Source organism: Halomicrococcus gelatinilyticus (assembly GCA_024227995.1).
In the GTDB taxonomy this organism is placed as follows: Archaea; Halobacteriota; Halobacteria; order Halobacteriales; family Haladaptataceae; genus Halomicrococcus; species Halomicrococcus gelatinilyticus.
In genome coordinates this window covers 2125153-2147824 of the sequence record CP100465.1, presented here as the reverse complement: position 1 = coordinate 2147824, position 22672 = coordinate 2125153, and the positions used below count along the sequence as shown (strand labels likewise).

Here is a 22672-nt window from a genome sequence, read left to right as displayed (position 1 = left end):
AAGTTCTGTCCGGTTCCGGACCACTTCGACGCAACCGGACCGAACGCCACCGGGACGCGACCGCACGACGACTGCGGCCGCGGTGACTGACGGGGTCGGCGACAACCGTTATCACCCGTCGCGGTGACTCGTCGCCAGTGCGATCAGCGACCGACTACGGGGCGGCGGGCGACGGCACCGGCGACGACCGTGCGGCGATCCAGGCGGCCGTGGACGACGCCCACGGGGCCGGCGGCGACCGCGTCTGCCTGCCGGCCGGCGAGTACCGGGTCGAGGGACCGATAACTCACCGCTCGGGCGTCCACCTGGTCGGCGACGGGATGGGCGCGACGACGATACGGGGCGAGGGCGCGGGGTTCGCGGTCCTGGAGGGCTTCGGCGACCCGGACGACCCCCTGACGGACCTCTCCGTCGCGGAGATGACCGTCGACGCCTCGGGCGTCCCCGGCGACGAGGCGTACGCGCCGGGCGAGAAGTGCATCTACTTCCAGCACGTCCGCCGCTGCCGCATCGTGGGCGTCCACGCCTACGGGTCGGCGGCGACCGGCATCGGGACGGACATGATGGTCGACAGCCTCGTCCACGGGTGCGTCGCGGAGGACTGCGGTCGCAACTTCGCGGCCGCACGCGACGGCCTCAACGTCGGCTCGAACGGCATCGGCATCGGAACGGGCCTCGCGGCCGACGTCGAACCGGTCGTCGTCGCCGACTGCCACGCTCGCGACAACGGCAACAACGGCGTCATGTTCGAGAACCAGGCGACCGGCGAGCGCGACCGCGAGCACCACGCCGGCCACTGCGTCGCCCACGGATGCACGGCGGTCGGCAACCGCGTCGGGTTCCGGACCTCCGCGGACCGCCGGGTCCGGTTCGCGAACTGCTCGGCGCACGCGAACGCGAGGGACGGCATCGTCGTCGACGAGAAGGAGGAGATGGACGGCGAGGTCGCGCTCCCACCATTCCCGGCGCGGGAACACCGTATCGACGGCTGTCACGTCACCGGGAACGGTGGCCACGGCGTCCACGTGACGGCGGCGGACGGGAGGGCGGCGATCGACGTCGCCGCCTCGCAGATGTCCGCCAACGACGGGGCGGGCGTCCGCGTCGCGACGGGCGAACCGATCGCCGGCGTCGCCGTGGCGGACTGCCGCGTCTTCGACAACGGCGGGCCGGGCGTCGCCTTCACCGACGGCGGGTCCGACCTCCGACTGGCGGACTGCGACGTCCACGACAACGGCCGTGACGGCGGCGCGGCCGGCGTCCGGTTCGGCGACGACGCGACCCACGTCACGGTGACCGGGTGCCACGTCCACGGCGCGGCGGGGTCCCAGTCGCCCGGCGTCGCCTTCGCCGCGGACCACGACTCGGCGGCGCTCGTGGGGAACCAGTTCCACGACTGCACGCCGCTCGCCGCCGACGCCCCGCCGGCGGTCGTGCGCGCCAACGTCGGCCTGCCCAGGGCGGCCGCCGGGACGGTCGACGCCGCAGGCGACGGCGAGACGGCCGAGTTCGCCCTCCCGCACGGCCTCGACGTCGCGCCCGCCGTCCGGAACGTCTGGCCGGAGAGCGACGCGGCGACCGGGTTCCACGTCGCCGAAGCGGACGAGACGTCGATACGCGTCGTCTACGACGAACCGCCCGCGGAGGGTGTCCGATTGCGCTGGGGGTTCGACGCCCGCGTTTGAGTTCCGGCGCGTCGCTACGAACCGCGTGCAGCGCGTGCTCCGGGAGCGGTTGGCGAAGTTACGCGAGCGCGTCGATCACCCACGCGACGACGCCGACCCCCAGGAGGAGGATGCCGAGCGCCGACGTGGCGGGTTCGGGGAAGAAAAGGAGGACGACGCCGGCGAGGAGGACCAGCGAGATGATCCCCTCGTCCAGCCACGTCCCCTCCTCGTCCGTCGTCGCCTCGTCGTATCGGTCGTCGCGCCGACTCCCGTCGTACGCCTCCTCGTCGGTCACCGTCTCCCCGGTTCCGTAGACGGACGGGAGCGCCGACCCCAACCCCCAGCTACCGGTGTACGGGAAGAAGGAGTCGCTCGCCCGCTCGTTCGCGTCGTACGGTCCGTCCGAATCGTGGTACGGGTCGTCCGATTCGTCGCACGGTCGCTCCGGGCCTCGGCTCACGCTCTGGACGGCAATCCTCGGACAGTTAGGTCTGGGGGCCGGTCCGGTGGCAGTGCCGGGTTTATCCGACGCGACGACGAACGTCCGTCGTCATGGACTCTCCCGAGCCACCGCCAGGAGAGGACGCCGACGCGGCGACGACCGACGGCGGAGCGACGGCAGGCGAACACGTCGACGTGGGCGTGCTCATCGCCCACTCACCCGAGGCCGACACCGACGACCTCCGCTCGTTCACCGGGCGGATGGCCACCGACGCGGTCGACGAACTCGAGACGGCCACGGACACGGAGTGGCGATTCCACACGGAAGAGCTCGCCCGTCTCTCCGACAACGACACCCGGCGGCCTTCGGAGTTCCTCGACCGCGCGACCCACCGGATGGTCGAGGGGCCGTACGACCTGACCGTCGTCGTCACCGACGTCCCGCTCCTGTCGAACCGACAGCGGTTCGTCCCGGGGCTCGCGTCGCCGCTCGGCCGCATCGCCGTCGTCTCGACCGAGATTCTGCAGCGGGCGACCCGCAAGGGGCCGGCCCGCCCGCTCGACTCGCCGCCGGTCCGCTGGAACGCCGCGACGCTGCTGCTCCACCTCGTCGGTCACGTCCTGGGCGCCCGCCATCGAGACGGCGGCGGCGTCATGGCGCCGTTCCGGTTCGACCCGGACCGACGGGGCGTCCCGGCGTTCGACGCGACGGTCGAGCGGTACCTGTACCGCATCAGGGACAGGGTCCCAGAGGAGGAGGTCCCCACCCGCGGTCCGCTGCGTCGACTCGGGTTCTACGCCGTCAGCGCCGCACGGAATCCGGGACAGATACTGCGGGCGCTCGTCGACAGTCGAGCGCCGTTGCTCCCGCTGTCGCTACCGAAACTGGCGACGGCCGCCGTGACGCCGACGCTCGTCATCGTCTTCAGCGCCGAGTCCTGGGACGTCGGGTTCAACATGACCGACGCCACCGCGGCGGCCTTCGCAGTCGCGAGCGTCGTGTTCGCCGCGCTGTACCTCCTGTTCGTCCAGAACCTCTCGTTTCCGCGCGAACGCCACCGCGTCATCACGGAGCACACGGCGCTCGTGAACGTCACCGTCTTCCTCGTCCTCCTGTTCGCGATGGTCGGCCTGTTCGCGCTCGTCGGGGCGATCATCCTGACGATAGAGCTGTTGGTCTTCCCGCAGAACCTGATGTCGAACTGGCCCAGCCTCGAGGAGCCTGCGGTCGGGATCGCCGACCTCGTCCGGACCGGCGCGTTCATCAGCACCGTCGGCGTGCTCACCGGCGCGCTCGCGGGCGGTCTGGAGAGCCGGACGATACTCCGCCACCTCGCGCTGTTCCACGACACGCCGTAGGAAGCGGCGGCCGCACCTCGCATTCGATAGTTGTGACGTACAGCCGTTAACACGGACCGCAGGATTTTCACGGGACTCGGTGAGTACTGCCGACACGCATGGACTCAACTACGTCGGACCGCCGTCGAGTCAGCGAAGCGTACACGTCGGCGTATCCGGACCCGATACGGCTGGTGGAAGGGGACGAACTCGTGGTCGAAGAGCGGCCGACGGAGTGGGACGGGTGGTTGTGGTGCGTCGACACCGCCGGGCGAGAAGGATGGATACCGGAGGCGTACGTCGAACGGACGGGCGAGCGGTGGGTCGCGCTAAAGGGTTACGTGGCGAGGGAGCTCACCGCGAGCGCGGTGAGACGGTCGTATCCCACGTCGCATCGCCGGCTGGGAGTGGTGTGAGAAACCGACCGGGGAGACGGGATGGGTGCCGTCGGAGAACCTTCGCTCGACGTCGGACGACGGTCGGTGAGGAATCGCGTCGCCTGGTGCGTGACTTCCAGGATTCGAAATCCACCGGTGAGCAGCATCTGTCGATCGCCGGAAAGAATTGGCGGCGGGTCGCTACGCGGTCAGTAGAAGGACTGACCACCGGACCGCGACGACGGAGTCTGGCCGCCGCCCTGCCCACCCATCTGTTGTGACTGGCGCTGCTGTCCGACCTGCGAACTCGCCTGCGTTATCGTCTGGGAGACCTGCTGGACCTGCTGGACGACCTGCTGGACGCCCGGAATCTGGGACTGGTGGAGCTGCTGGGTGCTCTGCTGGAGCGCCTGCTGGGTGCACAGGCTGACCGTCTGTGCCAGGTCGGACTCCCGCAGGAGGAGGGTCTTCTGGAGGTGGACGATCTGGGTGACGTCCGCCAGCTTCCCGGAGGTGAACCGGTCGCCGGCCTTCATCGCCTGTCCGTGCGCCCATTCGGCGTTCGTTTCGAGCTGTTCGAGCTGGTAGATCGCCTGCGAGACCTGCTGCGGGACTGCCTGGTCGAACGACTGGGGCTGCTGCTGGTACTGCTGTCCCGTCTGTTGCTGGGTCGACTGGCCCTGCTGTTTCGTTGGCTGTCCCACTTGCTGTTGCGGTAGCTGTTGCTGTGACATCGTTCTCTGGGCGTTCGCCTACGAGGACGGGAATTCGGCTGCGCGTCGCCTCGTAGGCCATGCTGCTCATCCAGTCGCGCCAGTAAATACCCGGGCTACCGTTTACTCCCGTTCGGAACCCCGGAGTGACCGTTTGCATCCGTTCGGGTGTCTCACCCGAAACTACGGCCGATTCAACAGACCGTTATCGGACGCGTTCACAGGGCGTCGAACCCTACGACACCACTGCTTTCACATCTCATTCGCCCCGCCAACCAGGAACCACACTGATCGAAGTATCCCGCTGTTTCCCGGCCGGTTGCCTCACTAATCGAGGTTGCGTCGTGGTAATGCCATCACCTGCACGCGGGCCTCGCCAAGCGAGCCGGACATGCTGCGCTTGATGCCGCCCTCGGTTGCGACTTCCAGGATTCAAATCACGGTTGTGAGCATTTTCACGGCTCACGTTGTTCGCAGGAAAATGCCGCCTCCCGGATTTGAACCGGAACCAGAGGGTCCTGCTCGCTTCGCTGCGCGGGCTGCCTCTGGTAGGGTTCAAACCGGTCGGGATACATTCTGGATTTCGACGCACATCGCTCGGTGATGAAACGCCTCGCTGGCGGTGTCGAAATCCAAGAAGTGCCGCCTCCCGGATTTGAACCGGGGACAGCTCGATCTTCAGTCGAGTGCTCTCCCAGTCTGAGCTAAGGCGGCGCATCTGGAACGAGGAGGATGGTACAAAAAAGGATTTCGAAGTACGGCGACGGAGTCAGGCGTCAGTCAGCGTCGCAAACACTTTGTCTGCCCGCGTGGCACACGGGGACATGGGCGACCGCGCGTGCTACCTCGACTTCTGTCCGAAGTGCGACGCGCAGGTGACGGTCGCGGACGAGACGTGCCCGGACTGCGGCGCGGCGCTGCCGGAGCGCGACTAACTCACTCCTCGGCCGGGGCGTCCGCGTCGAGCGACACAGCCAGCAGGTCGTCGACCTCGGTCGACACCGACCCCATCGCCAGCGTCTCGCCCGCCTCGTCGTACTCGACCAGGCCGGCGCGGCGCATCAGCGGGATATGGTGGTTGCTGAGGGAGGTGCGGACGCGTCGGTGGTCGTCGGTCTCGCTACCGGCGCGGTCGGCCAGGTGCTCGGAGAGGTCGTCGAGTGTCGTCGGCCCCTGCTCGCGGAGGTGCGAGAGCGCGACGCGCCGCTGGCCGTCGGCCAGGATCCAGCTAACGAGGTCCCGCGGCTGTCGGTCCCGTCCGTCGTGGTCGGAGCGATTGCGGTAGTCGGACATCTGAAAACCTCCACGCGCCCCAGCACCATCAAAGGTGTCTGTGTTTCTATATTTTTGACGGGGGAGAGCATCGTATGTCAACGGTTGTCGAGCGAGGAGGAGGAAACACGCGATAGACCAGGGAAGCGCTCCCGATGGAGCGGTAGAGAGACGAAAGACGACGGCGGGCGTCGCCGAATCCGACAACGGTTACTACCCCACGTCCGTACGTGGGTTCGATGCGCAAGCAACTGTCCACCGCACTGAAGCTCGCAGCCGTCCTGTTCGTCGTGGTCGAACTCGCCGCCCTCGTCGAGTGGGGCGTCAACGAAGGCCGCCTCTGAACCGCGACAGCACCGCTTCGTACCGAGCAGACCCCAGCCGTCCGCTGCCGCCCGATCGCGCCGGTACGTGTCGCCGACGACGCACCGCGGACGCCGTTCTTTCACCGGACCGACCCCCGTCGAAGGCGTTCTCTGCCGACGGACGACGAACCGCCCGGTCGAGTTGCGTCGAACCTCGCCGTGCGACAACTTGATGCCCGTTCTCGCGGTATGCTACCCTCAATGAGCCTCCTCGCCGCCGTCGTCGTCTTCGTCGTCGGGTTCGTCTCCGGGACGGTCGTCCGCTGGTTCGCCGGCGTCGCCGCTGTCGTGGCGCTCGTCCTCGTGCTCCTCCAGGTGACGCCCGACCCGCTGCTCCCACTCGTCGACCACGTCGTCCGGCGGTACTACGTCGGGAACGAACTGCTGTTCGTGTCCGGCTTCCTGTTCGGCATCGACGCGAAGAAGACGAAGGAGGTGGTCGTCGAACGGCGGACGACGAGCCAGTGACGGGGACGAATCGGTGGGATGGGGCAGGAAAGGCTCCACGCGCCACGCGTGACGCGAGCGCTGCGGCGTCTCACCCGGACGCCAGTCAGCGCGACGGCCCCGTGACGCGTCGAGCGTCGCAGGAGCAGCAACGACCGACTTCTGGTGGACAGTGGCGGACCGTCCGAAGTCGGGTGGAATGGTGGTGTGATCGTGATGTCCGAGGTCTCTTTGGGAGTCGTCCGTTCCATCACCTCCGTCTGTGGTTGGCCATAGCACCCCCCACGATAAATCACTTTCTTAGAATCAGCTAGTAATCCCCGGAGTGGTTAATCGTATATCGAGAGTTAAAGGACAACGGCGGACATACGGACACTACATCTCCGAAGGAACGCCATACGACAACTTCGGCGTGCGCTCGCTTCGCTCGTTGCGGTACGCCGTCAGAAGTGGGTCCGGGCGGATTCGAACCACGGTCGTTCCGCTACGCTTCACTCCCTGATTCGAATCCAGAGAGGGCAATCCGCTCCTCACGTTCGTTCGTCGCAGGATGGGTCCGGGCGGATTCGAACCACCGGTCTCGGCCTTGTAAAGGCCGCGTCATAACCAACTAGACCACGGACCCGCATTGGCAAGAACCCGCTCGGCAGGAATAACGTTTACTTTCTGTCCCAGGGCGTGCGAGATGGTCCCGGGGCGGTCTCGCCGGTCACGGCACTGTGCAGTGAACCAGCGAAGGTGTCGGGACAGGACGACCGCGACGGCTCCAGTCGGTGGTGGGAACGTCGGGTGCCGGCCGTCTGTTCCTCTATAATCACTGAAATAAGATATTTATCGACGAGAAATTATGTTTACGTGGTATGCCGGAAGTTCACAGGCGAGACCTCCTGAAAGGTATGGCAACCGGTGCCGTCGCACTGACGACGATGGGCGTCGCCAGCGCGGCGGACGGCCGGGACCAGTACGTCGTAACTGGCCGAGGCAAGGGAACCGAGAAACGACTCGAACGGGCGGGCGTCGACGTCCAGGCGACGGTCGCGGATGGACGGGTGGCGCTCGTCGCGGCCGAAAGCGCCGACGATGTGAGCGGGGTCAGCGGCGTGAAGGACGTCACGCCGAACCAGGGCTATCGGCCGGTCGGACCCGAACTCCAGTCGACAGCGGAATCGAAAGACGAGCAACTCGCCGACCTCCAGTGGGACAAGCACGCGGAGACGACGGGCGCGTTCGAGGCGCACGACGTCGCGACCGGCGAGGGACGAACGGTCGCCATCATCGACACCGGCATCGACACCGAACATCCCGACCTGCGCAACAGCGTCGGGAAGGGCGCGCTGTTCCGTGCAGACGGCGCGAGCAGTCCGGACGGTAGTCCCGTCGTCGACGGCGACGCGACCATCCAGGCGCGGCTGAAACCGGACGCGGAGGAAGTCGCTGCGTACACCTACCTCGGAGAACCGAAGCTCCGCGAGCAGGCGGCCGCGGACGACGTGGACTCCCACGGCAGCCACTGTGCGGGCATCGCGACTGCGCGGAACGGCGACACCGCGGTCGGCGAAGACTTCGGCATCGCGGGCGTGGCCCCGGACGCCGAGGCCGTCCCGCTGCGGGTGTTCTACTGGAAGGAGTACGACGGCTATCCGTACGACGTCGACGGTGACGGCGAGGAGGAGTCGGTGACGGTGACGACGCTGTGGACGACGGACTTCGACATCCTGAACGCCATCGACTACGCGGGCGAGATCGGCGTCGACGCGGCGAACATGAGCCTCGGCGGCGGGGTCATCAAGGGCAGCGCCCACAGGGACGGCGAGCACGTCGCCTACCAGACGACCATCCAGAGCGCGGTCCAGCGGGGGACCGTGGTGACGACGAGCGCAGGCAACGCCAGCGCCGACCTCCAGCACGGGGGTTACTACACCCTGCCGAACAGCGTCCCGGGGTCCATCGGCGTCTCCGCGACGGGGCCGAACAACGAACTCGCGTTCTACTCGAACTACGGCACCAGCGACGTCGACGTGGCCGCCCCCGGCGGCGGCTACGAGACGCTGGAGAAGACGCTCGCCACCGACACCGAGTGGCCGTACCCGACGAACCTCGTGCTGTCGACGGTGCCACCGGACCTCAACGACGGCGCTGCGTTCGACTACTACGCCGGCACGTCGATGGCGGCGCCGCAGGTCGCCGGCCTCGTCGCGCTCGTCCGCGAGGTAAATCCCGACCTGAACGCAAAGCAGGTCCAGAGCATCATCGAGAACAGCGCGCGGTACGCGAACGGCAAGGGCGACCCCGACCTCGGCGCCGGCATCGTCTACGCGCCCGGGGCGGTCGAGGAAGCGAAGAAGCGAAAGTAGGAACGCGAAGCAACGCCTCGTTCCGTCGCTTCGTTGGCAGGTTTCAGGCGGCGCGCGGGCGGTGCCGGCGTCGAACGGGGGCGACCCGAACCGACTCGACTACGGCCAGAGCCCGCGGGCGTCGTGGGCTTCGGCGAGTCGGGAGAGCGCGACGACGTAGGCCGCCTCGCGCCAGGTGACGTCCCGGTCGTCGTACTCGGCGCGGACGTCGTTCCAGGCCGACAGCATCTCCGACTCGAGTTCCTCGTCGACGCGTTCTTTCGGCCACTTGCGGCGGTTGATGTCCTGGAGCCACTCGAAGTACGACACCGTCACGCCGCCGGCGTTCGCCAGGATGTCCGGGATGACGGGGACGTCGCGCTCCGCGAGCACGGCGTCGCCGGCGGACGTGGTGGGGCCGTTGGCACCCTCGACGACGACGTCGGCCTGCACGTCGGGAGCGTTCTCGGCGGTGATGACGTTGCCGACGGCGGCGGGGACGAGCACGTCCACGTCCAGCTCCAGCAGTTCGTCGTTGCCGATGGTGTTCGTCGCGTAGGTCGTCACCGCTTCCGGCTCCTCCTCGTGGGACGGGATGGCGTCGGTGTCGATGCCGTCCGGATCGTACGCCGCGCCGTTGACGTCGCTGATGGCGACGACGGTCGCGCCCCAGTCGTCGAGCAGGCGGGCGGCGTTCGCGCCGACGCTGCCGAAGCCCTGCACGGCGATGGTCGTGCCGTCGAGGCCGTAGTCGTAGTAGTCGCAGGCTTCACGGGTGACGATGGCGACGCTGCGGCCGGGCGCCTCCTCGCGGCCGTAGCTCCCGCCGACTATCGGGGGTTTCCCCGTCACGACGCCGGGCTGGGTCTCGCCCTCCTGCATCGAGTAGGCGTCCATGAACCACGCCATCGTCTCCGCGTCGGTCCCCATGTCGGGCGCGGGGATGTCGCGCGTCGGGCCGACGATGTCGCGCAACTCCTGGGCGAACCGACGCGTCAGTCGCTCCTTCTCGTCCGTCGAGAGCTCCTTGGGGTTGACGACGACGCCACCTTTCGCCCCGCCGAACGGGATGTCCATCACCGCGCACTTCCAGGTCATCCACATCGACAGCCCGATGCACTCCTCCTCCGTCACGCCCGGATGGTACCGGAGTCCGCCCTTGTAGGGGCCGCGGACGGCGTCGTGCTGGGCGCGGTAGCCCGCGAACACCTCGACGGAGCCGTCGTCGCGCTCCAGCGGAACCGTCACCCGCTGGACGCGGGTCGGGTGGCGGAGTCGCTCGACGATGTCCGGGTCGATGTCGAGATGACCGGCCGCCGCGCGCAGCTGCTTGCGGGCCGTCTCGAGCGCCGTCTCCGGCTCCTCAGTCGGGTCGTCCGACGTGGTCCTGTTGGCTTGCATCTGCCGGTGTCACTCCAGCGGCGTCCCACGGTTGCGGAACGTGATGCCGCAGTCTGCGCACGTTCCGGGGTGGGACTGCGCGGTGACGAGGTCACCGCAGCGGGGGCACTCGTAGTCCTGTTCGGCCGTCGAATCGTACTGGACGTCTCTCATCGTGGTAGCCTCCGTGGCGGCTGGCTCCGCGTTCGGCGCCGACTGGTCGCCGCGCTCACGCTCTGCAATTTTTGCGAGCCGAGCAAGTAGCTGGCCGTTGAATAGTCTACCCCCACCGAACAGCGAGGGCTAGTTGTTGAACCTCCCTGTCGTGCCGACCGCCGTCTCGAACAGGGTCTCGAACAGCGTCCGCTGCACCTTGCGGAGGTGGTCGTAGAACGCCGCCGGCGAGATGTCGAGCGCCGCGGCGACGTCCTCGCCGCTGTTCGCCCGCGGCGCCTCGAAGTAGCCGCTGTAGTAGGCCGTCTGGACGACCTCCAGCTGGCGCTCCGTGACGTCGTCGAGGAACCGCGAGCGGAACTGCCGGGCGGTCGCGACCTGTCGGTCGCGCTCGCGCTGGGCGACGAGTTCGGAGTCCGCGAGCGCGGTCGAGACGACGTCGTCGACGGTGTGGGTCTCGACCGGGTTCGGCACGCGGACCGTCGCCGTCGCCGCGTCGGGGTCCGCGGTGAGCGACGTGAGGGTCGCGCCGTGGTCCGCGAGCTTCGTCGCGAGGAACGGGCGCGTCAGGGTCAACTGGACGACGCCGCCGTCACCGACGGTCGAGAGAGCGCGCGCCGACGCGACGCCGACCAGGTCGTCCGCCGCCGACACGACCGTCGCGGGGTCGCGGTCGACCGCGACCAGCACCCGGACGCCGTCGTCGGCCTGCCGGAGCCCCCCTTGCAGGTCGACCGAGCAGTCGGTCCGCCGCGCGAGCGCGTACAGGACGCAGTTCGAGTCCGTGATGCGGTAGTCGAGTTCGGTCACGGTGTCGCTGAACAGTGCCTGCTTGCGCTCGACCGAGCGGATGGCGGACGCGATTGTCACGCCGAGTTCGCCGAGGACGGTGCGCGCCCGCTCGTCGAACTCGTCCGCCCGGTCGGCGTACACCGACAGCGTCCCGTAGGTGACGCCGTCGTGCGTCAGGGGCACGCTGATGACCGACTGGTAGCCGTGCGACAGCGCCGCGGTCCGCCAGGGAGCCACCTGCGGGTCGTCCGCGACGTTGTCGACGGCCGTCACCGTCTCGCTCTCGGCCGTCTTCGCGGCGGGCGTCGCGGGGTCGTCGAGCCCCAGGTCGACGCCGTCGAGATAGCCGCGGTCCGCGCCGGCCCAGGCGCGCGGTTGCAGCGTCGACGCACCGGGCGACACCTCGCCGACCCACGCGAACGCGAAGCGGTCGCTCGCGGTCAGGCGGTCGCAGACGGCGCGTTCGATCGCCTCCCGGGAGTCGGCGGTGACGAGCGCCTGGTCGATCTCGCGGATGATCTCGTTCGTCCGGTTGAGGCGAGTGAGCTGGCGGTTGCGGTCCTGGAGCGTCCGCTCCTGCTCGCGCAGTTCCTCCTCGCGCTCGACCCGGTCGAGGCCGGCCTCCACCGTCGCCGCCAGGAGGTCGACGACCTCGCGCGTCACGTCGTCGAACGCGCCGCGCTCGCGGGCGACGGCCACGAAGACGCCGTGGTCGGCGAGCGGGATGAACATCGCGCTCCGGACGTCCGCCGCCGGCCCCCGGAACGCCTCGACCGTCCGGACGTCGTCGACCGCGCTGGTCTCCTGCTCGACGAACGTCCGCGCTGTGAGGCTCGTCTCGTCGAGGCCGAACCGTGGGAGCGGTCCGTACAGCGACGCCAGGCTGTCGGTGCTGGCGGCCGGCCAGAGCTCGTTGCGGTCGCGGTCGAACAGGTAGATGGCGGCACCGTCGACGTCGAGGACGTCGGCCGCGTCCTCGATGACGCGGTCGGCGATCTCACGCTCCGTCTCGGCGTACAGCAGCTCCCTGGACGTCCCGTGGAGCGCCGTCAGCGCCCGCTCGCGCTCCTTGCGCTTCGTGATGTCGCGACAGCTGTACAGCGTCGTCCCGCCCTGTATCGACACCTGCCGGACGTTGACGAGCAGCGTGTGTTCCCGGCCCGCCTTGTCGGTCGCCGTGCACTCGACGTTCGTCAGGACGCCCTCCGATTCCAGTCGCTCGGGGTCGTACAGGTCCTCGCCGAGCAGTGCGTCGATGGACCCGAGTTCCTCGATCTCCTCGACGGAGTAGCCGAAGATGAAGTGGACGTTCGGACAGATGTAGGTGAACTCGCCGTCGTCGTCGGTGACGAGCACCGTGTCGGTCATGTTGTTCAGCGTGACGCGGTGGAGCTCCTCGGACTCGCGGAGCTCGCGTTCGAGGTCGGCCCGTTCGGTGACGTCGACGCCCTCGACGACCACGCTGGCGACTGTCCCGTCGGGGCCGCGCACGGGCCGGAACGACAGGTCGAGCGTCGGGCCCTCGTCGGCCAGTTCGGTCTCGAACCGCGTCACCTCGCCGTCGACCGCCGTCCGTAGCGCCGTCCGGACGTCGTCGCGCGTCGACGGGCCCCACCACGGCGTCGCGGCGAACGGTTCCTCGACCAGGTCCGCCCGGGCCGCGTCGACGTGGGCGACCGCGGTCCGGTTCGCGCGCCGGAGACGGCCGTCCGGCGCGACCACCCAGGTGAAGGTTCCGGGGTCGTCGAACACGGCGTCGAACTGCCGCGCTCGCCGACGACGCGTCCGCGTCGCCCGGTAGTCGGCCGCCGCCTGCCTGACGTGACGCGCCACGTCGGCCGCCAGCGAGGTGCGGCCGTCGTCGACGACGTACTCCGTGACGTCGGCGGCGATGGCGCGTCGCGCGAGGTCCTCGCTCCCGTCGCCGGCGACGAGGACGACCGGCACGTCCGGGGCGACCGCGCGGACCGTCTCGACGAACCGCACGCCGGTCATGTCGGGCAGGTCGTCGGGACAGACCACGCAGTCGACCTCGCCTGGCTGTGTCGCGAGCCACTCGTAGCCGTCGCGACCCTGCGTCGCCGTCGTCGCGAGCAGCTCCCCGTCCTCCCGGACGGTCGCGACGACGTCGTCGCGCCAGTCGGCCCGGCCCGCGACGAGAACCGATATCGACTCCGGCGGGTCCGCGGCGCGTCGTGTCGCTGCCATGGTCCGGGGTTCGGTGGGGCTGGCGGTTAAAGCTCGTGTTCGACCGCGGCTACTCGACCGTTTCCGGCGGGTCGCCGTCCGTGACCCCGGCGTGGTCGAACGCGAGCCGGAGGCCGGCGTCGCCCGCGCGGTCGTACGCCTCGAACGCGGCCGGCGTCAGCTCGCGGTCCGGTTCGAGGACGGCCGCGTCGGGGTCGGGCGTCCAGTGGTACATCGCGCCCGCGACGTTGGCGGTCAGGCCAGTGTTCGGCAGCGTCACCTCGACCGCCTCGCCGAACGACTTCGGCGCCTGGCCGGAGGGGACGCCGACGACCTCTGCCCCGAGGCTGGTGAGCTGTGCCGCTCCCGCGAAACCGGAGCTCAGCGTGCCCGTCGAGACCGCGACGACGATGCGTTCGGGTGCGTACGCGCCCTCGTAGCTCCCGTCCTCGACGAACCGCGCGAAGGTGTCCGACTGCGTGAGCCCGTCCCTGAGCCGCTCTGCGGTCCCGCCACCGTCGTCGAGGAAGTCGCTGAAGTCGTAGTCGACCGGGCTGTCGGCAGCAGTGCCGAGGCCTGCCTCGCCGGTCCCGTAGCGCTCCCGATGGCGGTCGGTCCGGCGCTTGAGCGACCGGACGCCCGCCACCGTGTCGGCGACGGCGTCCCAGCCGGCGAGCACGTAGGCCAGGTGGAAGACGAACTGCGAGTCGCCACCAGGATTGTCGCGGAGGTCGACGACCAGCGTGTCCGTGTCCGCGGCGGCCATCGCGTCGGCCAGGTCGGCCAGCGTCTCGGCCATCGACGGCAGCGCCGCCACCATCGCGTCCAGGTCGTCGGGCGGGTCGCCGCCGACGTGCCGCTCGTAGGCGGCCGGCGCGAGTTCGTCGGCGGTCGTCGCCCCGCGAGCCATCGCCACCTCGAAGCTCTCGCGGTAGCCCTGCAGGTCGCCGGGAACGAACACCGCGGCGTCGCCGCCCTCGTACAGCCGATAGCGCGGCCCGGACCCGGTCGGGTGGGGGAACGTCGCGCCGAGGTCGTGTGTCGGTTCGCGGTCGTGGGCGACCGGCGTCATCGCGACCGACCGCTCACCGTCCGCCGTCTCGAACCGCAGCGTCGGCTCCGCCGGCGGCTCCGGGCGGTCGAGGAGGCGCGCCAGCCGGCGGTGGTGCTCGATCATGCCGGCAGCGAAGTAGCGCTCCATGTACCCGTTCTCGGCACCGCGCAACGACGCGCCGCGGTCGACGAGCGTCGCGACCGACTCGCCCGCGACGGCGAGCAGGCGCGCGCCGACGAGGTCCGCGAGCGCGTCGTCGGCCACCGATTCGACGTAGAGACGGTCGCCGACCACCCTGAACTCGACCGGTAGCGTGCGGTCGCCCGCGCCGTCGTCCGTCCGCTCCGGGGCCTTGAGGAGGGAGTGGGCGTCCTGCAGACCGGCGACCAGTGGCGCGGCGCGGCGGTAGAACTCCTCGGTGGTCGCGGACTCCGGCAGCTCCCGCACGAGCCGTTCGAGTCGAGCGTGCAGGGCGACCCGGCCGTCGTAGCCGACGTAGGGGTCGGGATGTATCTCCTCGATGGCCGCGACGAGCTCCCTGGCGTCCTCGGCGAGCGCGTCGCGGTCGAACCGCTCCAGAGAACTATCGTCCTGTCGAACGTTTTCGGTCATATCACGTCCCTGGTCCCGCGCTCCGATAAGCGATTTGAGAAGCGCGTTTCTTAAAGAAATCCGACACCACCGAAACGGTTTCACCGACCCGGGAGAGAGTGGGGCGCATGAGCGACGCGTCCCCGTCGACCGACCTGTTCGAACTCGTCGGCCAGGAGGCCCGGATGGCCATCCTCCGGGCGCTGCTGTCCGCGCGACGGGAGTCGGACGACCCCCACCACTCGTTCACCGAACTCAAAGAGGCCGCGGGCATCGAGGACACCGGCCGGTTCAACTACCACCTCGGGAGGCTCGTTGGCACGGTCGTCGCGAAGACCGACGACGGCTACCGGCTCTCGCGGTACGGCTTCCGCGTCCTCGCGCCGATGACCGCCGGCCTCTACGACCCGGACACCACCGTCGACGGCATCGAGTTGCCCGGAACGTGCCACGAGTGCGGCGGGTCGCTCCGCGTCGAGTCCGAGGAGAACTCGCTCCGGGTGGTCTGTCGGGCGGGCCACACCGTCAACGAGGGTATCTTCGGGCACGCGGACGTCGTCGCCGACCAGTCCCCCGAGGAGGCTGCGGCCACGCTCGGCCTCGTCAACACGCAGGCGACCGAACCCGGCGTCTCCGGAGTGTGTCCGAAGTGCCACCGGCGGCGGGAGGGTGAGATCGAGTGGCTCGACCGCGGCGACTGCTACGTCTACCGGGCGCCCTGCGACGGCTGCGGCAGCCGGTTCATGGCCACCGTCGGAAGCTGCGTGGCCACCCACCCGACGGTCGCCTGCTTCCTCGCCGACCGCGGCGTCGACGTGCGGCGGCGGGTTCCCTGGACGCTGCCGTTCCGGCAGGCCGGCGCCGAGACGGTCGTCTCGGAGGACCCACTCCGTCTTCGGGTCGCCGTCGGCACGGACGTGGCCGACGACCCGCTCCAGGTCACCGTCGACCGGGAGGGGTCCGTGGTCGGCGTCGACCAGCTAGCGGAGGGCGCTGATGGCCCGGAACGTCGGTGACGCGGAGCGTCGGCGACGTCGCCGGTCCCGCGTCCGTGAGCGGACGTCGTCCGTGCCCGACGGCCAGGTTCGTAGAACGCCTGGTGTGATTATCGATCTACGCGAGTTCGACCCCTTGCTCCGACGCTGGGGCAGGAGATGCCGATGCTGTGCTACGGCCGCGTCCGGGTCGTCTTCGGACTCTCCCTCCGGGAGCGCGGTAGCGGCGCGCTCGCGACTGGAGCGGTCGCTCGGTAGCGTCCTTCGTCCGGGTTCGAGACGACAGCAGTCGCTGGAGAAGCGTTGAAGCCGCGAAATTAGGGGGCTGGGGAGTTGCGGCCCCAGTTCCCCGTCGGCCAAGAGCCGACAGGGATGGAGGTGGGCCAACGCGGGGTATGTATTTCGGCCGTGTGATGCGGTCGTAACTCGGGAATTCGCGTGTTTCGGCGTCATGGTTAGAGTTCCTCCGGGATGTGGTCGCGCCGACGGCGCATCCGTTGGCGCTTCGATGCCTTGTCGTAGTGCTTCTCCAGAATCTTCTCGCTCACGTCGCCACGGTCGCTCACGACCTGCCGGGGCGTCCCGGCATCACGGAGGGCCGTGATCGAGCCGGTCCGAACCGGGTGCGGAGACAGCGACGACGGGCACTTGCTCGCTCCGTCGTTGCCTGCCGCCTCGCAGGTCGTCGGGTCCTCGTCGTGCGGGCACGCCTCGCCCATCTCGCACGGCCGCGTGATTCGGTAGATCCAGTTCTGAATCGTCGTCAGCGACGGACGGCCGTACTGCGTCGTAATCAATGGCTTCCGCCCATACTCGTCGGTAACGTCGTGCCGGTTCGGCCCACGAATGTAGTCCTCGACGACGTTCGCAACGTGGGGCTCAAGCGAAACGTCGCGTTCGCCCACGTTCTCGTTCTTCAGCGGGTTCCTTCGCCCGACCGATGACGGAAACACACCGCTCGGTCGTCGGCGTCGAAGTCCTCCAGGTCGAGCGCGCGAATGCCACCGCGTCGGGCCGACGTTCGCCACATGAGCAAGAGCGTGACGTGCTCCTTCGACGCGTAGCGGTACTCCCGGAGAAAGTCGAGAATCGTCTTCGCTCGGCCGGCGTCGAGCTGCGTCAGTTCGAGCATGGTCTGTCCAGTGTTCGATTCGGCGTCAGTTGTCGTGTAATACAGACGTCACGGTGATCGCTCCTACACGGCCCATGATATTCAGCGCAAATTGATTGTAATGGAGTGAGTCGGTTTGCAATCCAGCGTTGGAGTATTTTTGCTGTCGAGTCGATGCGAGATAGATTTCCGAGTCGTCATTAGCAGCTTGGGCTTGCGCCGATGCAACTTTTTGGAAGCCGGTCGCAGATATGTTACTGTCTGAGGCTGGTTTCCCAACTTGGAATAGCCAAAACGGCATGTGTGATCCCAGACGAGACTGGAGTGTTTTGACCATAGTTTGGAGAGCTGTCAAGTAGTCTTCTTGGCTTATTTTACCGTTGTTGATGGCCTGGGCGTCCCTTTCTCCTTGGTGCCATAGTACGCCCTGAATCTGGGGACGAAATCCAGAGTCCTGTAGTGCATCAAGTGCGATACCCGTCCTATCAATCAGTGCATTTGTGAGGCCCCCAGTATCCCAGTTACCGTATCCGAGATCGGCGTCGGCGTGCTGCGCTGTTCCCCCCTTAGCGGCACCGATGATTGCGACGTGTCTATCGGTTAATGTAGTGTATGTTTTTGCGAACGAGGGCCATGCACTACCGGTAGACGATTTCTGTCCCAGCATTCGAATCGGATCGCGGAGAGGCTTTAGTCGGGCGTCTCCAGACGCCCTGGGATCAATCTTGATGGCAGTCTCCGCTGACAGGTTTGGGCTGTTTGATCTGTTCCCTTTCCCAACTGCGTTGGACTGTCCACCAACAATGAAAAGGTCGATAGTAGGTTTTTTCTTCCGTTTGAGGGTTTCTAGCGAGGGCTCGGTTTGAAGTGAGACGTAGTCCTTCCCAGGGTGTTGTTGGTCCTGCTGTTTTGGAGCCGTGCACCCAGCGAGTGCGATGGTGCCAGCGGCAGATAGGAATCTTCGTCTCGAGGTCACCATTTGGACACCCATATATTCTCAGATATAGGGTATACTTCTTGGGTTGTATTATAGTAGATATGAACCCGTTTGTGGCTCTGCAGATCGGTTATTCTCGGAGTATCCTCCATTTCAACGACGTTCTACTCGACGTAGATTGGCTGATTGAACCGTTGCAGTTGTAAGTATTCAGAATACGTCTTATCCTGACGTAAACCGGAACCATATCGGAGAACAATCGCGACCGTGACCGAAGCGAAAACAACTATTCGTCTCCGACAGACCATCGCGTCCCCGCCTGCACTGGTATCGCGTCTGTGTCGAGTATCTCGGCGATCTCCTCTGGTGTGACGCCCCTCTGGCGCTCGGCGGTCGTCATCAACTCCTCGAAGGCCCCGTTCGGGACGGCCGCGGTCCCCCGCGCATCTGCAGGTAGAACTCGGCCAGCTCGATCACGGTCGAGCGCGAGTCAATGTGCACACGGTGGGCGCGGATGATGTGTGCAATTTCGGGGATTCATTTCTCTCGTTCTGCAACCCCTGGTGGTTGCGGTTCAGGGCTGATTCATCGACACTCAGCTCTGTCGAAGCCCGCAAACGATGAGCGGTTTCAGACGTCGAGCCGCATACAGGGCACGATTTGAGCAGACAGAAACTATTCACCAACTCGGATATGATTTCCTCTATGAATGTCAGTAGGCGGGCACTCATCGGGGGAGCCATTGGTGTCAGCGCTATCGGAATCTTCACTCTTGACGCATTAGAGTCGTACAGTAGCACCTTTGTAGTAGAGAACTCTAAATCAACACCGAGTAACGTCGATCTTTCGTTATCGAACCCCAAATCGCAGCAGCCTATCTTGGAAGGGTCATTCACCTTTGCTGCCGATGAGAGGATTGCTACGCACGGGGTATTCTCAAACGATTCGCGATACTTACTCACCGTCAGTACTGCGAATGACTCTCTCGAGGAAGAAATCGAAACATGCTGTCGGGGATACAGCGTGTACGTGTATCTCAAAAACGATGGTATCGATATTACCCAAGCACACCACGATTAGAAATTTCCTCTATAGAGCCGAATACCACCCCGTTCGATAAGTTCTCTGTATTCAGAACGAGAATCCTATCAGTCTCTCTGCGTTTCAACAGGGTCTGACACTCACAAGCCGGGAATTTCCATCACCTCCGAGAGTGGGCGCATCTGGTCCTCGGTGACAGAGCGGACGAGATCCGCGCCCTCGCCGAGCCGCTGGACGTGCATCTGTTGGTCGTCGGGGATCTCACCGTCGTCGGAGAGGACGTTGTCGATGCGGAGCTCGTCTTTGTCGAGCGCAACGAGTGGCGTCCCGTCGTGGTCGCGGAGTTTGCGGAACATGGCGCTTGTGCGGGCCACCCGCCGTGACTTAATTCTTAGTGAGGCGATAGGCGCGAGTTACTGACGGTATCCTTTTCCAGAAATTTAAGGCAAGGCGGGTCTCCGCGTCGGCACACCAAATCACGCAGAAAAAGTGATAGAGGAGCTGCGCCGGCCGGGACGTCTTGGCGGCGCTCAGACGGAGAACTGCCCGCGAACCAGTCCAAAATTCGACTCAAACAATGGGAATCCTAGAAGAACACTACGACCTGGGGGACATCTTCGGGTCGCTCGTGCTGTACAGTTCGACAACCGCACTCACCGGCATCTCGGGCTCCATGCTGTACGGAATGGACCTGACGAAAGTAGCGTTCGCCGCCGGCCCATTCGAATTCTCAATGTCGACGCTCGGCATCTGGCTCGCCGTCTCCGTCGCGTTCGCGACGAACGGCAACCTCCAGTTGTCGCAGTTGATGGCGCGCCCCGAGTGGGAGCGCTACGCCGTTATCGGGACGCTCGCCGCGCCTGTCCTGGTCAAGAGCTTCGCCGACCATCTCGCTTCGGCTACAGTATTCGACGGACTACGACGGGGTGCGGTAGGATTCCTTCCGAGTCGAACAGAAAGCCGTCGCTCGTAATTTCGTCGAAGCCGCGAAATTAGGGGGCTGGGGAGTTGAGGCCCCAGATTCCCTCGGGCTGAAGAACGCCCGAATTGGGTATGGGCCAACGCGGATTTGAACCGCGAACCTCCCGGTTATCAGCCGAGCGCTCAACCTGATTGAGCTATTGGCCCAGGCGAGCGCATTCTCAGATTGCGCCTTGCTACCTTTAAGAGTTTCCTTTCGTGTCGCCGCCGTCGTCGAATTCCACGTCGTACGCGTCGTCGTCCATCCGGTAGGTGTCGTCGTCAGCGCCGCCCGAGTCGCCGAGGTTCTGGCCACCGGTCCCCGGTCCGCCGAACCCGCCCGGGCCGGACCCGCCGGCGTCGCCACCGTTCGGGAACCCGAAGGTGTAGACGTTTCCCGTGGCGAAGCCGCCGGTCTGTTTCTCGACGTAGGGCGTGATGACCCACTTCTTCGCGGCGACGCGGAAGACGGCCCGCGTCGGCGGGAGGGTGAACAGGAACCCGAGCGCGTCGGTGACGAGGCCGGGCGTGAGCAGGAGCGCGCCGGCGACGAGCAGGAACCCGCCGTCGATGATGCGGTCGGTCGGGAGGTCGCCGCGCGCGATTCCTTCCTGTAGCTTCCGGATGGTGTGGCGACCCTCGGCACGGACGAGCAGCGTCCCGACGAGTGCGGTCAGTACGACGAGGGCGACGGTGACCTCCCAGCCGATCTGTCCCGCGACGTAGATCAACAGGAACCCGTCGACGAGGGGGACGAGCAGCAGGAGCGCCAGCAGCCGTTTCCACATGCGAACACGTTGTGGTTCGGACTGTAAACGCTTTACCCCCTGCGCCGGCGCTCGCCGACGGGCGACGCGACCGGGAGCGGCGACGCTCTCCGGGCGGTGTGCCGGTCGCGGCGGTTCCCTATCCACCTGTCAGCACGTCGGGGAGGCGCTCGGGCATGTCCGCGCGGCGGACGTGGTCGTCGGCCGCGGGGTGAGGGCCCGGACCGCCGTCGTACACGACCTGGATCGCGGAGAGACCGGCGTCGGTCGCGCCCTGCACGTCCATCTCCGGGTCGTCGCCGACGTAGACCGTCTCCGCCGGCGTCGCGTCGAGCGCGTCGAGCAGGGCCGCGAACGCGCGCTCGTCGGGCTTGCCGGCGTCGAGTTCGCCCGTGACGACCGCGGCGTCGAAACGGTCCTCCCAGCCCAGCGCAGCGAGCTTGCCGCGCTGGGCGACGACCGGGCCGTTCGTCAGCAGGCCGACGCGGTACCGCTCGCGGAGGTCAGCGAGCATCTCGGCGACGCCGGGGACGGGTTCGAGCGCGTCGAGGATGGCCCGCCGGTAGGCGTCGGCGACGTCCGCGGCGGCGACGCTGGCGTCGTCCGGGAGGAGGTCGGCGAAGATGGGTTCGCGCGTCTCGCTGGCGAGGTGGCGGCCGTGCGCGTCGAGGTAGTCCTCGCGGGCGAGCGACGGGGCACCGGCCGTCTCCGTCGCCTCGGCGAGCAGCGCCGTCCGCGAGCGGTCGGTCACGGCGAGCGTCGAGTCCAGGTCGAAGGCGACGGCGGTCGGTGCCATTCGTCGGCACGTTGAACTCCCCCCGTCTTCAGGACTGCGTTCGACAGAGCCATGCCGCCCCCGCGAGAACCGGCGAACATGAACTTCTTCGACCGGCTCGCCGACCGCATCGCGGCGACCGACAGCATCGTCTCGGTCGGGCTCGACGCCGACCTGGACCGCATCCCCGACCACCTCCACGACCGCGACCTGCCGCAGTGGGCGTTCAACCGCCGCATCATCGACGCGACATACGAACACGCCGCGGCGTACAAGCCCAACGCCGCCTTCTACGAGCACCCGGGCGGGTGGGCCGCCCTGGAGGAGACCATCGCGTACGCACACGGCAAGGGCGTCCCCGTGCTGCTGGACGCCAAGCGCGCCGACATCGGCAACACGACCCGCCAGTACGCCGACCTGCTGGAGATGGCCGACGCCATCACGGTCAACCCCTACATGGGCCGGGACTCGCTCGACCCGTTCCTCTCCCGCGAGGAGGCCGGCGTGTTCGTCCTCTGTCGCACCTCCAACCCCGGTGCGGCCGACCTGCAGGACCTCGAACTCGACTCCGGCGAGCACGTCTACGAACGGGTGGCGTCGCTGGCCGACCTCTGGAACGGCAACGACAACGTCGGCCTCGTCGTCGGCGCGACATCGCCCGACGAACTCGAGGAACTGCGCGAGCAGGTGCCCGACCTCCCCTTCCTCGTCCCCGGCGTCGGCGCGCAGGGCGGCGACGTCGAGGCGGCCGCGACGTACGCCACCGCGGGCGGCGCCGGACTGGTCAACTCCTCGCGCGGCATCATCTTCGCCGGCGAGGAGAGCGAGGGCCGGGCCGCCGCGGGCGACCGCGCGGCGGACGACGACGAGCAGTACTTCCGGGCCGCCGGCCAGGCCGCGAAGCGACTCAAGCAGCAACTGAACCAGTACCGCTGATCCCGACGGCGGCGCAGCT

General features: G+C 67.3%; 22 protein-coding genes and 3 tRNA genes. 9 read left to right on the top strand and 16 right to left on the bottom strand.

Features of this window, described 5'->3' with window-relative positions; genetic code table 11:
- Positions 1-137: 137 nt before the first annotated feature.
- On the top strand, positions 138-1685 hold the full coding sequence (locus tag NKT36_RS11315; RefSeq protein ID WP_327051152.1) for a glycosyl hydrolase family 28-related protein: 1548 nt from the start codon (positions 138-140) through the stop codon (positions 1683-1685).
- 58 nt (positions 1686-1743) lie between these two features.
- Here the strand turns inward: NKT36_RS11315 and NKT36_RS11310 are convergent, their stop codons facing one another.
- Positions 1744-2127 carry a hypothetical protein gene (locus tag NKT36_RS11310; RefSeq protein ID WP_327051151.1) on the bottom strand — a complete coding sequence of 128 codons (384 nt, stop codon included), beginning with the start codon at positions 2125-2127 and terminating at the stop codon, positions 1744-1746.
- Between the two features lie 92 nt (positions 2128-2219).
- On the opposite strand from NKT36_RS11310, the gene NKT36_RS11305 reads away from it, so the two are divergent.
- Both NKT36_RS11305 and NKT36_RS11300 read left to right on the top strand, forming a co-directional pair.
- On the top strand, positions 2220-3467 hold the full coding sequence (locus NKT36_RS11305; protein ID WP_327051150.1) for a hypothetical protein: 1248 nt from the start codon (positions 2220-2222) through the stop codon (positions 3465-3467).
- A gap of 98 nt (positions 3468-3565) precedes the next feature.
- The gene (locus NKT36_RS11300) at positions 3566-3862 is read left to right on the top strand and encodes an SH3 domain-containing protein (protein WP_327051149.1); all 297 of its coding nucleotides are present in this window, start codon (positions 3566-3568) and stop codon (positions 3860-3862) included.
- Positions 3863-4032: 170 nt separating this feature from the next.
- Here the strand turns inward: NKT36_RS11300 and NKT36_RS11295 are convergent, their stop codons facing one another.
- The gene (locus NKT36_RS11295; RefSeq protein WP_327051148.1) at positions 4033-4527 is read right to left on the bottom strand and encodes a hypothetical protein; all 495 of its coding nucleotides are present in this window, start codon (positions 4525-4527) and stop codon (positions 4033-4035) included.
- A 649-nt stretch (positions 4528-5176) separates the two neighbouring features.
- A tRNA-Phe gene (locus NKT36_RS11290) sits at positions 5177-5250 on the bottom strand.
- Positions 5251-5360: 110 nt separating this feature from the next.
- On the opposite strand from NKT36_RS11290, the gene NKT36_RS11285 reads away from it, so the two are divergent.
- Complete coding sequence (locus NKT36_RS11285; protein ID WP_327051147.1) at positions 5361-5471, top strand: zinc-ribbon domain-containing protein; 111 nt, start codon at positions 5361-5363, stop codon at positions 5469-5471.
- A gap of 1 nt (position 5472) precedes the next feature.
- Here the strand turns inward: NKT36_RS11285 and NKT36_RS11280 are convergent, their stop codons facing one another.
- On the bottom strand, positions 5473-5829 hold the full coding sequence (locus NKT36_RS11280; RefSeq protein WP_327051146.1) for a DUF7344 domain-containing protein: 357 nt from the start codon (positions 5827-5829) through the stop codon (positions 5473-5475).
- A gap of 545 nt (positions 5830-6374) precedes the next feature.
- Between NKT36_RS11280 and NKT36_RS11275 the strand changes: the two genes are divergently transcribed.
- Positions 6375-6641 (top strand): hypothetical protein, encoded by a 267-nt coding sequence (locus NKT36_RS11275; protein ID WP_327051145.1) that lies wholly within the window; start codon positions 6375-6377, stop codon positions 6639-6641.
- 530 nt (positions 6642-7171) lie between these two features.
- On the opposite strand, the gene NKT36_RS11270 is transcribed toward NKT36_RS11275, so the two are convergent.
- Positions 7172-7245: transfer RNA gene (locus tag NKT36_RS11270), tRNA-Val, on the bottom strand.
- A 235-nt stretch (positions 7246-7480) separates the two neighbouring features.
- Here NKT36_RS11270 and NKT36_RS11265 point away from each other — a divergent pair.
- Positions 7481-8974, top strand: a complete 1494-nt coding sequence (locus NKT36_RS11265; protein WP_327051144.1) for a S8 family peptidase — start codon at positions 7481-7483, stop codon at positions 8972-8974.
- 99 nt (positions 8975-9073) lie between these two features.
- Here the strand turns inward: NKT36_RS11265 and gdhB are convergent, their stop codons facing one another.
- The 4 genes from gdhB to NKT36_RS11245 all read right to left on the bottom strand — a co-directional run bounded on the left by gdhB (position 9074) and on the right by NKT36_RS11245 (position 15152).
- Positions 9074-10354, bottom strand: coding sequence for a glutamate dehydrogenase GdhB (gene gdhB, locus NKT36_RS11260; RefSeq protein ID WP_327051143.1), 1281 nt, complete (start codon positions 10352-10354; stop codon positions 9074-9076).
- A 9-nt stretch (positions 10355-10363) separates the two neighbouring features.
- Complete coding sequence (locus NKT36_RS11255) at positions 10364-10507, bottom strand: rubrerythrin-like domain-containing protein (RefSeq protein ID WP_327051142.1); 144 nt, start codon at positions 10505-10507, stop codon at positions 10364-10366.
- 129 nt (positions 10508-10636) lie between these two features.
- Positions 10637-13507, bottom strand: a complete 2871-nt coding sequence (locus tag NKT36_RS11250; RefSeq protein ID WP_327051141.1) for a bacterio-opsin activator domain-containing protein — start codon at positions 13505-13507, stop codon at positions 10637-10639.
- 49 nt (positions 13508-13556) lie between these two features.
- Entirely contained in the window at positions 13557-15152 is a 1596-nt protein-coding gene (locus NKT36_RS11245) for a S41 family peptidase (RefSeq protein WP_327051140.1), read from the bottom strand.
- 107 nt (positions 15153-15259) lie between these two features.
- Here NKT36_RS11245 and NKT36_RS11240 point away from each other — a divergent pair, with 107 nt between their 5' ends.
- Positions 15260-16147, top strand: a complete 888-nt coding sequence (locus tag NKT36_RS11240; RefSeq protein WP_327051139.1) for a DUF7351 domain-containing protein — start codon at positions 15260-15262, stop codon at positions 16145-16147.
- Positions 16148-16581: 434 nt separating this feature from the next.
- Here the strand turns inward: NKT36_RS11240 and NKT36_RS11235 are convergent, their stop codons facing one another.
- From NKT36_RS11235 to NKT36_RS11225, 4 genes are all read right to left on the bottom strand, one after another.
- The gene (locus NKT36_RS11235; protein WP_327051138.1) at positions 16582-17031 is read right to left on the bottom strand and encodes a hypothetical protein; all 450 of its coding nucleotides are present in this window, start codon (positions 17029-17031) and stop codon (positions 16582-16584) included.
- Positions 17032-17042: 11 nt separating this feature from the next.
- Positions 17043-17258: a hypothetical protein gene (locus NKT36_RS11230; RefSeq protein ID WP_327051137.1), complete on the bottom strand. Its 216-nt coding sequence runs from the start codon at positions 17256-17258 to the stop codon at positions 17043-17045.
- A gap of 25 nt (positions 17259-17283) precedes the next feature.
- Positions 17284-18216 carry a sialate O-acetylesterase gene (locus tag NKT36_RS19255; protein ID WP_407652173.1) on the bottom strand — a complete coding sequence of 311 codons (933 nt, stop codon included), beginning with the start codon at positions 18214-18216 and terminating at the stop codon, positions 17284-17286.
- A 1139-nt stretch (positions 18217-19355) separates the two neighbouring features.
- Positions 19356-19571, bottom strand: a complete 216-nt coding sequence (locus NKT36_RS11225) for a hypothetical protein (RefSeq protein WP_327051136.1) — start codon at positions 19569-19571, stop codon at positions 19356-19358.
- Between the two features lie 221 nt (positions 19572-19792).
- On the opposite strand from NKT36_RS11225, the gene NKT36_RS11220 reads away from it, so the two are divergent.
- Positions 19793-20188, top strand: coding sequence for a hypothetical protein (locus NKT36_RS11220; RefSeq protein WP_327051135.1), 396 nt, complete (start codon positions 19793-19795; stop codon positions 20186-20188).
- 81 nt (positions 20189-20269) lie between these two features.
- On the opposite strand, the gene NKT36_RS11215 is transcribed toward NKT36_RS11220, so the two are convergent.
- The 3 genes from NKT36_RS11215 to NKT36_RS11205 all read right to left on the bottom strand — a co-directional run bounded on the left by NKT36_RS11215 (position 20270) and on the right by NKT36_RS11205 (position 21738).
- Positions 20270-20343, bottom strand: a tRNA-Ile gene (locus NKT36_RS11215).
- A 35-nt stretch (positions 20344-20378) separates the two neighbouring features.
- Positions 20379-20963, bottom strand: coding sequence for an FxsA family protein (locus NKT36_RS11210; RefSeq protein WP_327051134.1), 585 nt, complete (start codon positions 20961-20963; stop codon positions 20379-20381).
- Between the two features lie 118 nt (positions 20964-21081).
- The gene (locus NKT36_RS11205; protein WP_327051133.1) at positions 21082-21738 is read right to left on the bottom strand and encodes an HAD family hydrolase; all 657 of its coding nucleotides are present in this window, start codon (positions 21736-21738) and stop codon (positions 21082-21084) included.
- 78 nt (positions 21739-21816) lie between these two features.
- Between NKT36_RS11205 and pyrF the strand changes: the two genes are divergently transcribed.
- Entirely contained in the window at positions 21817-22653 is an 837-nt protein-coding gene (pyrF, locus tag NKT36_RS11200) for an orotidine-5'-phosphate decarboxylase (protein WP_327051132.1), read from the top strand.
- Positions 22654-22672 lie beyond the last annotated feature (19 nt).

Excerpts from the sequence above, each read along its gene's own strand:
- NKT36_RS11305 (WP_327051150.1), top strand. The coding sequence starts at position 2,220 with ATGGACTCTCCCGAGCCACCGCCAGGAGAGGACGCCGACGCGGCGACG.
- NKT36_RS11300 (WP_327051149.1), top strand. The coding sequence starts at position 3,566 with ATGGACTCAACTACGTCGGACCGCCGTCGAGTCAGCGAAGCGTACACG.
- NKT36_RS11285 (WP_327051147.1), top strand. The coding sequence starts at position 5,361 with ATGGGCGACCGCGCGTGCTACCTCGACTTCTGTCCGAAGTGCGACGCG.
- NKT36_RS11280 (WP_327051146.1), bottom strand. The coding sequence starts at position 5,829 with ATGTCCGACTACCGCAATCGCTCCGACCACGACGGACGGGACCGACAG.
- NKT36_RS11275 (WP_327051145.1), top strand. The coding sequence starts at position 6,375 with ATGAGCCTCCTCGCCGCCGTCGTCGTCTTCGTCGTCGGGTTCGTCTCC.
- NKT36_RS11265 (WP_327051144.1), top strand. The coding sequence starts at position 7,481 with ATGCCGGAAGTTCACAGGCGAGACCTCCTGAAAGGTATGGCAACCGGT.
- gdhB (WP_327051143.1), bottom strand. The coding sequence starts at position 10,354 with ATGCAAGCCAACAGGACCACGTCGGACGACCCGACTGAGGAGCCGGAG.
- NKT36_RS11255 (WP_327051142.1), bottom strand. The coding sequence starts at position 10,507 with ATGAGAGACGTCCAGTACGATTCGACGGCCGAACAGGACTACGAGTGC.
- NKT36_RS11250 (WP_327051141.1), bottom strand. The coding sequence starts at position 13,507 with ATGGCAGCGACACGACGCGCCGCGGACCCGCCGGAGTCGATATCGGTT.
- NKT36_RS11245 (WP_327051140.1), bottom strand. The coding sequence starts at position 15,152 with ATGACCGAAAACGTTCGACAGGACGATAGTTCTCTGGAGCGGTTCGAC.
- NKT36_RS11240 (WP_327051139.1), top strand. The coding sequence starts at position 15,260 with ATGAGCGACGCGTCCCCGTCGACCGACCTGTTCGAACTCGTCGGCCAG.
- NKT36_RS11230 (WP_327051137.1), bottom strand. The coding sequence starts at position 17,258 with ATGCTCGAACTGACGCAGCTCGACGCCGGCCGAGCGAAGACGATTCTC.
- NKT36_RS19255 (WP_407652173.1), bottom strand. The coding sequence starts at position 18,216 with ATGGTGACCTCGAGACGAAGATTCCTATCTGCCGCTGGCACCATCGCA.
- NKT36_RS11225 (WP_327051136.1), bottom strand. The coding sequence starts at position 19,571 with ATGTTCCGCAAACTCCGCGACCACGACGGGACGCCACTCGTTGCGCTC.
- NKT36_RS11220 (WP_327051135.1), top strand. The coding sequence starts at position 19,793 with ATGGGAATCCTAGAAGAACACTACGACCTGGGGGACATCTTCGGGTCG.
- NKT36_RS11210 (WP_327051134.1), bottom strand. The coding sequence starts at position 20,963 with ATGTGGAAACGGCTGCTGGCGCTCCTGCTGCTCGTCCCCCTCGTCGAC.
- NKT36_RS11205 (WP_327051133.1), bottom strand. The coding sequence starts at position 21,738 with ATGGCACCGACCGCCGTCGCCTTCGACCTGGACTCGACGCTCGCCGTG.
- pyrF (WP_327051132.1), top strand. The coding sequence starts at position 21,817 with ATGAACTTCTTCGACCGGCTCGCCGACCGCATCGCGGCGACCGACAGC.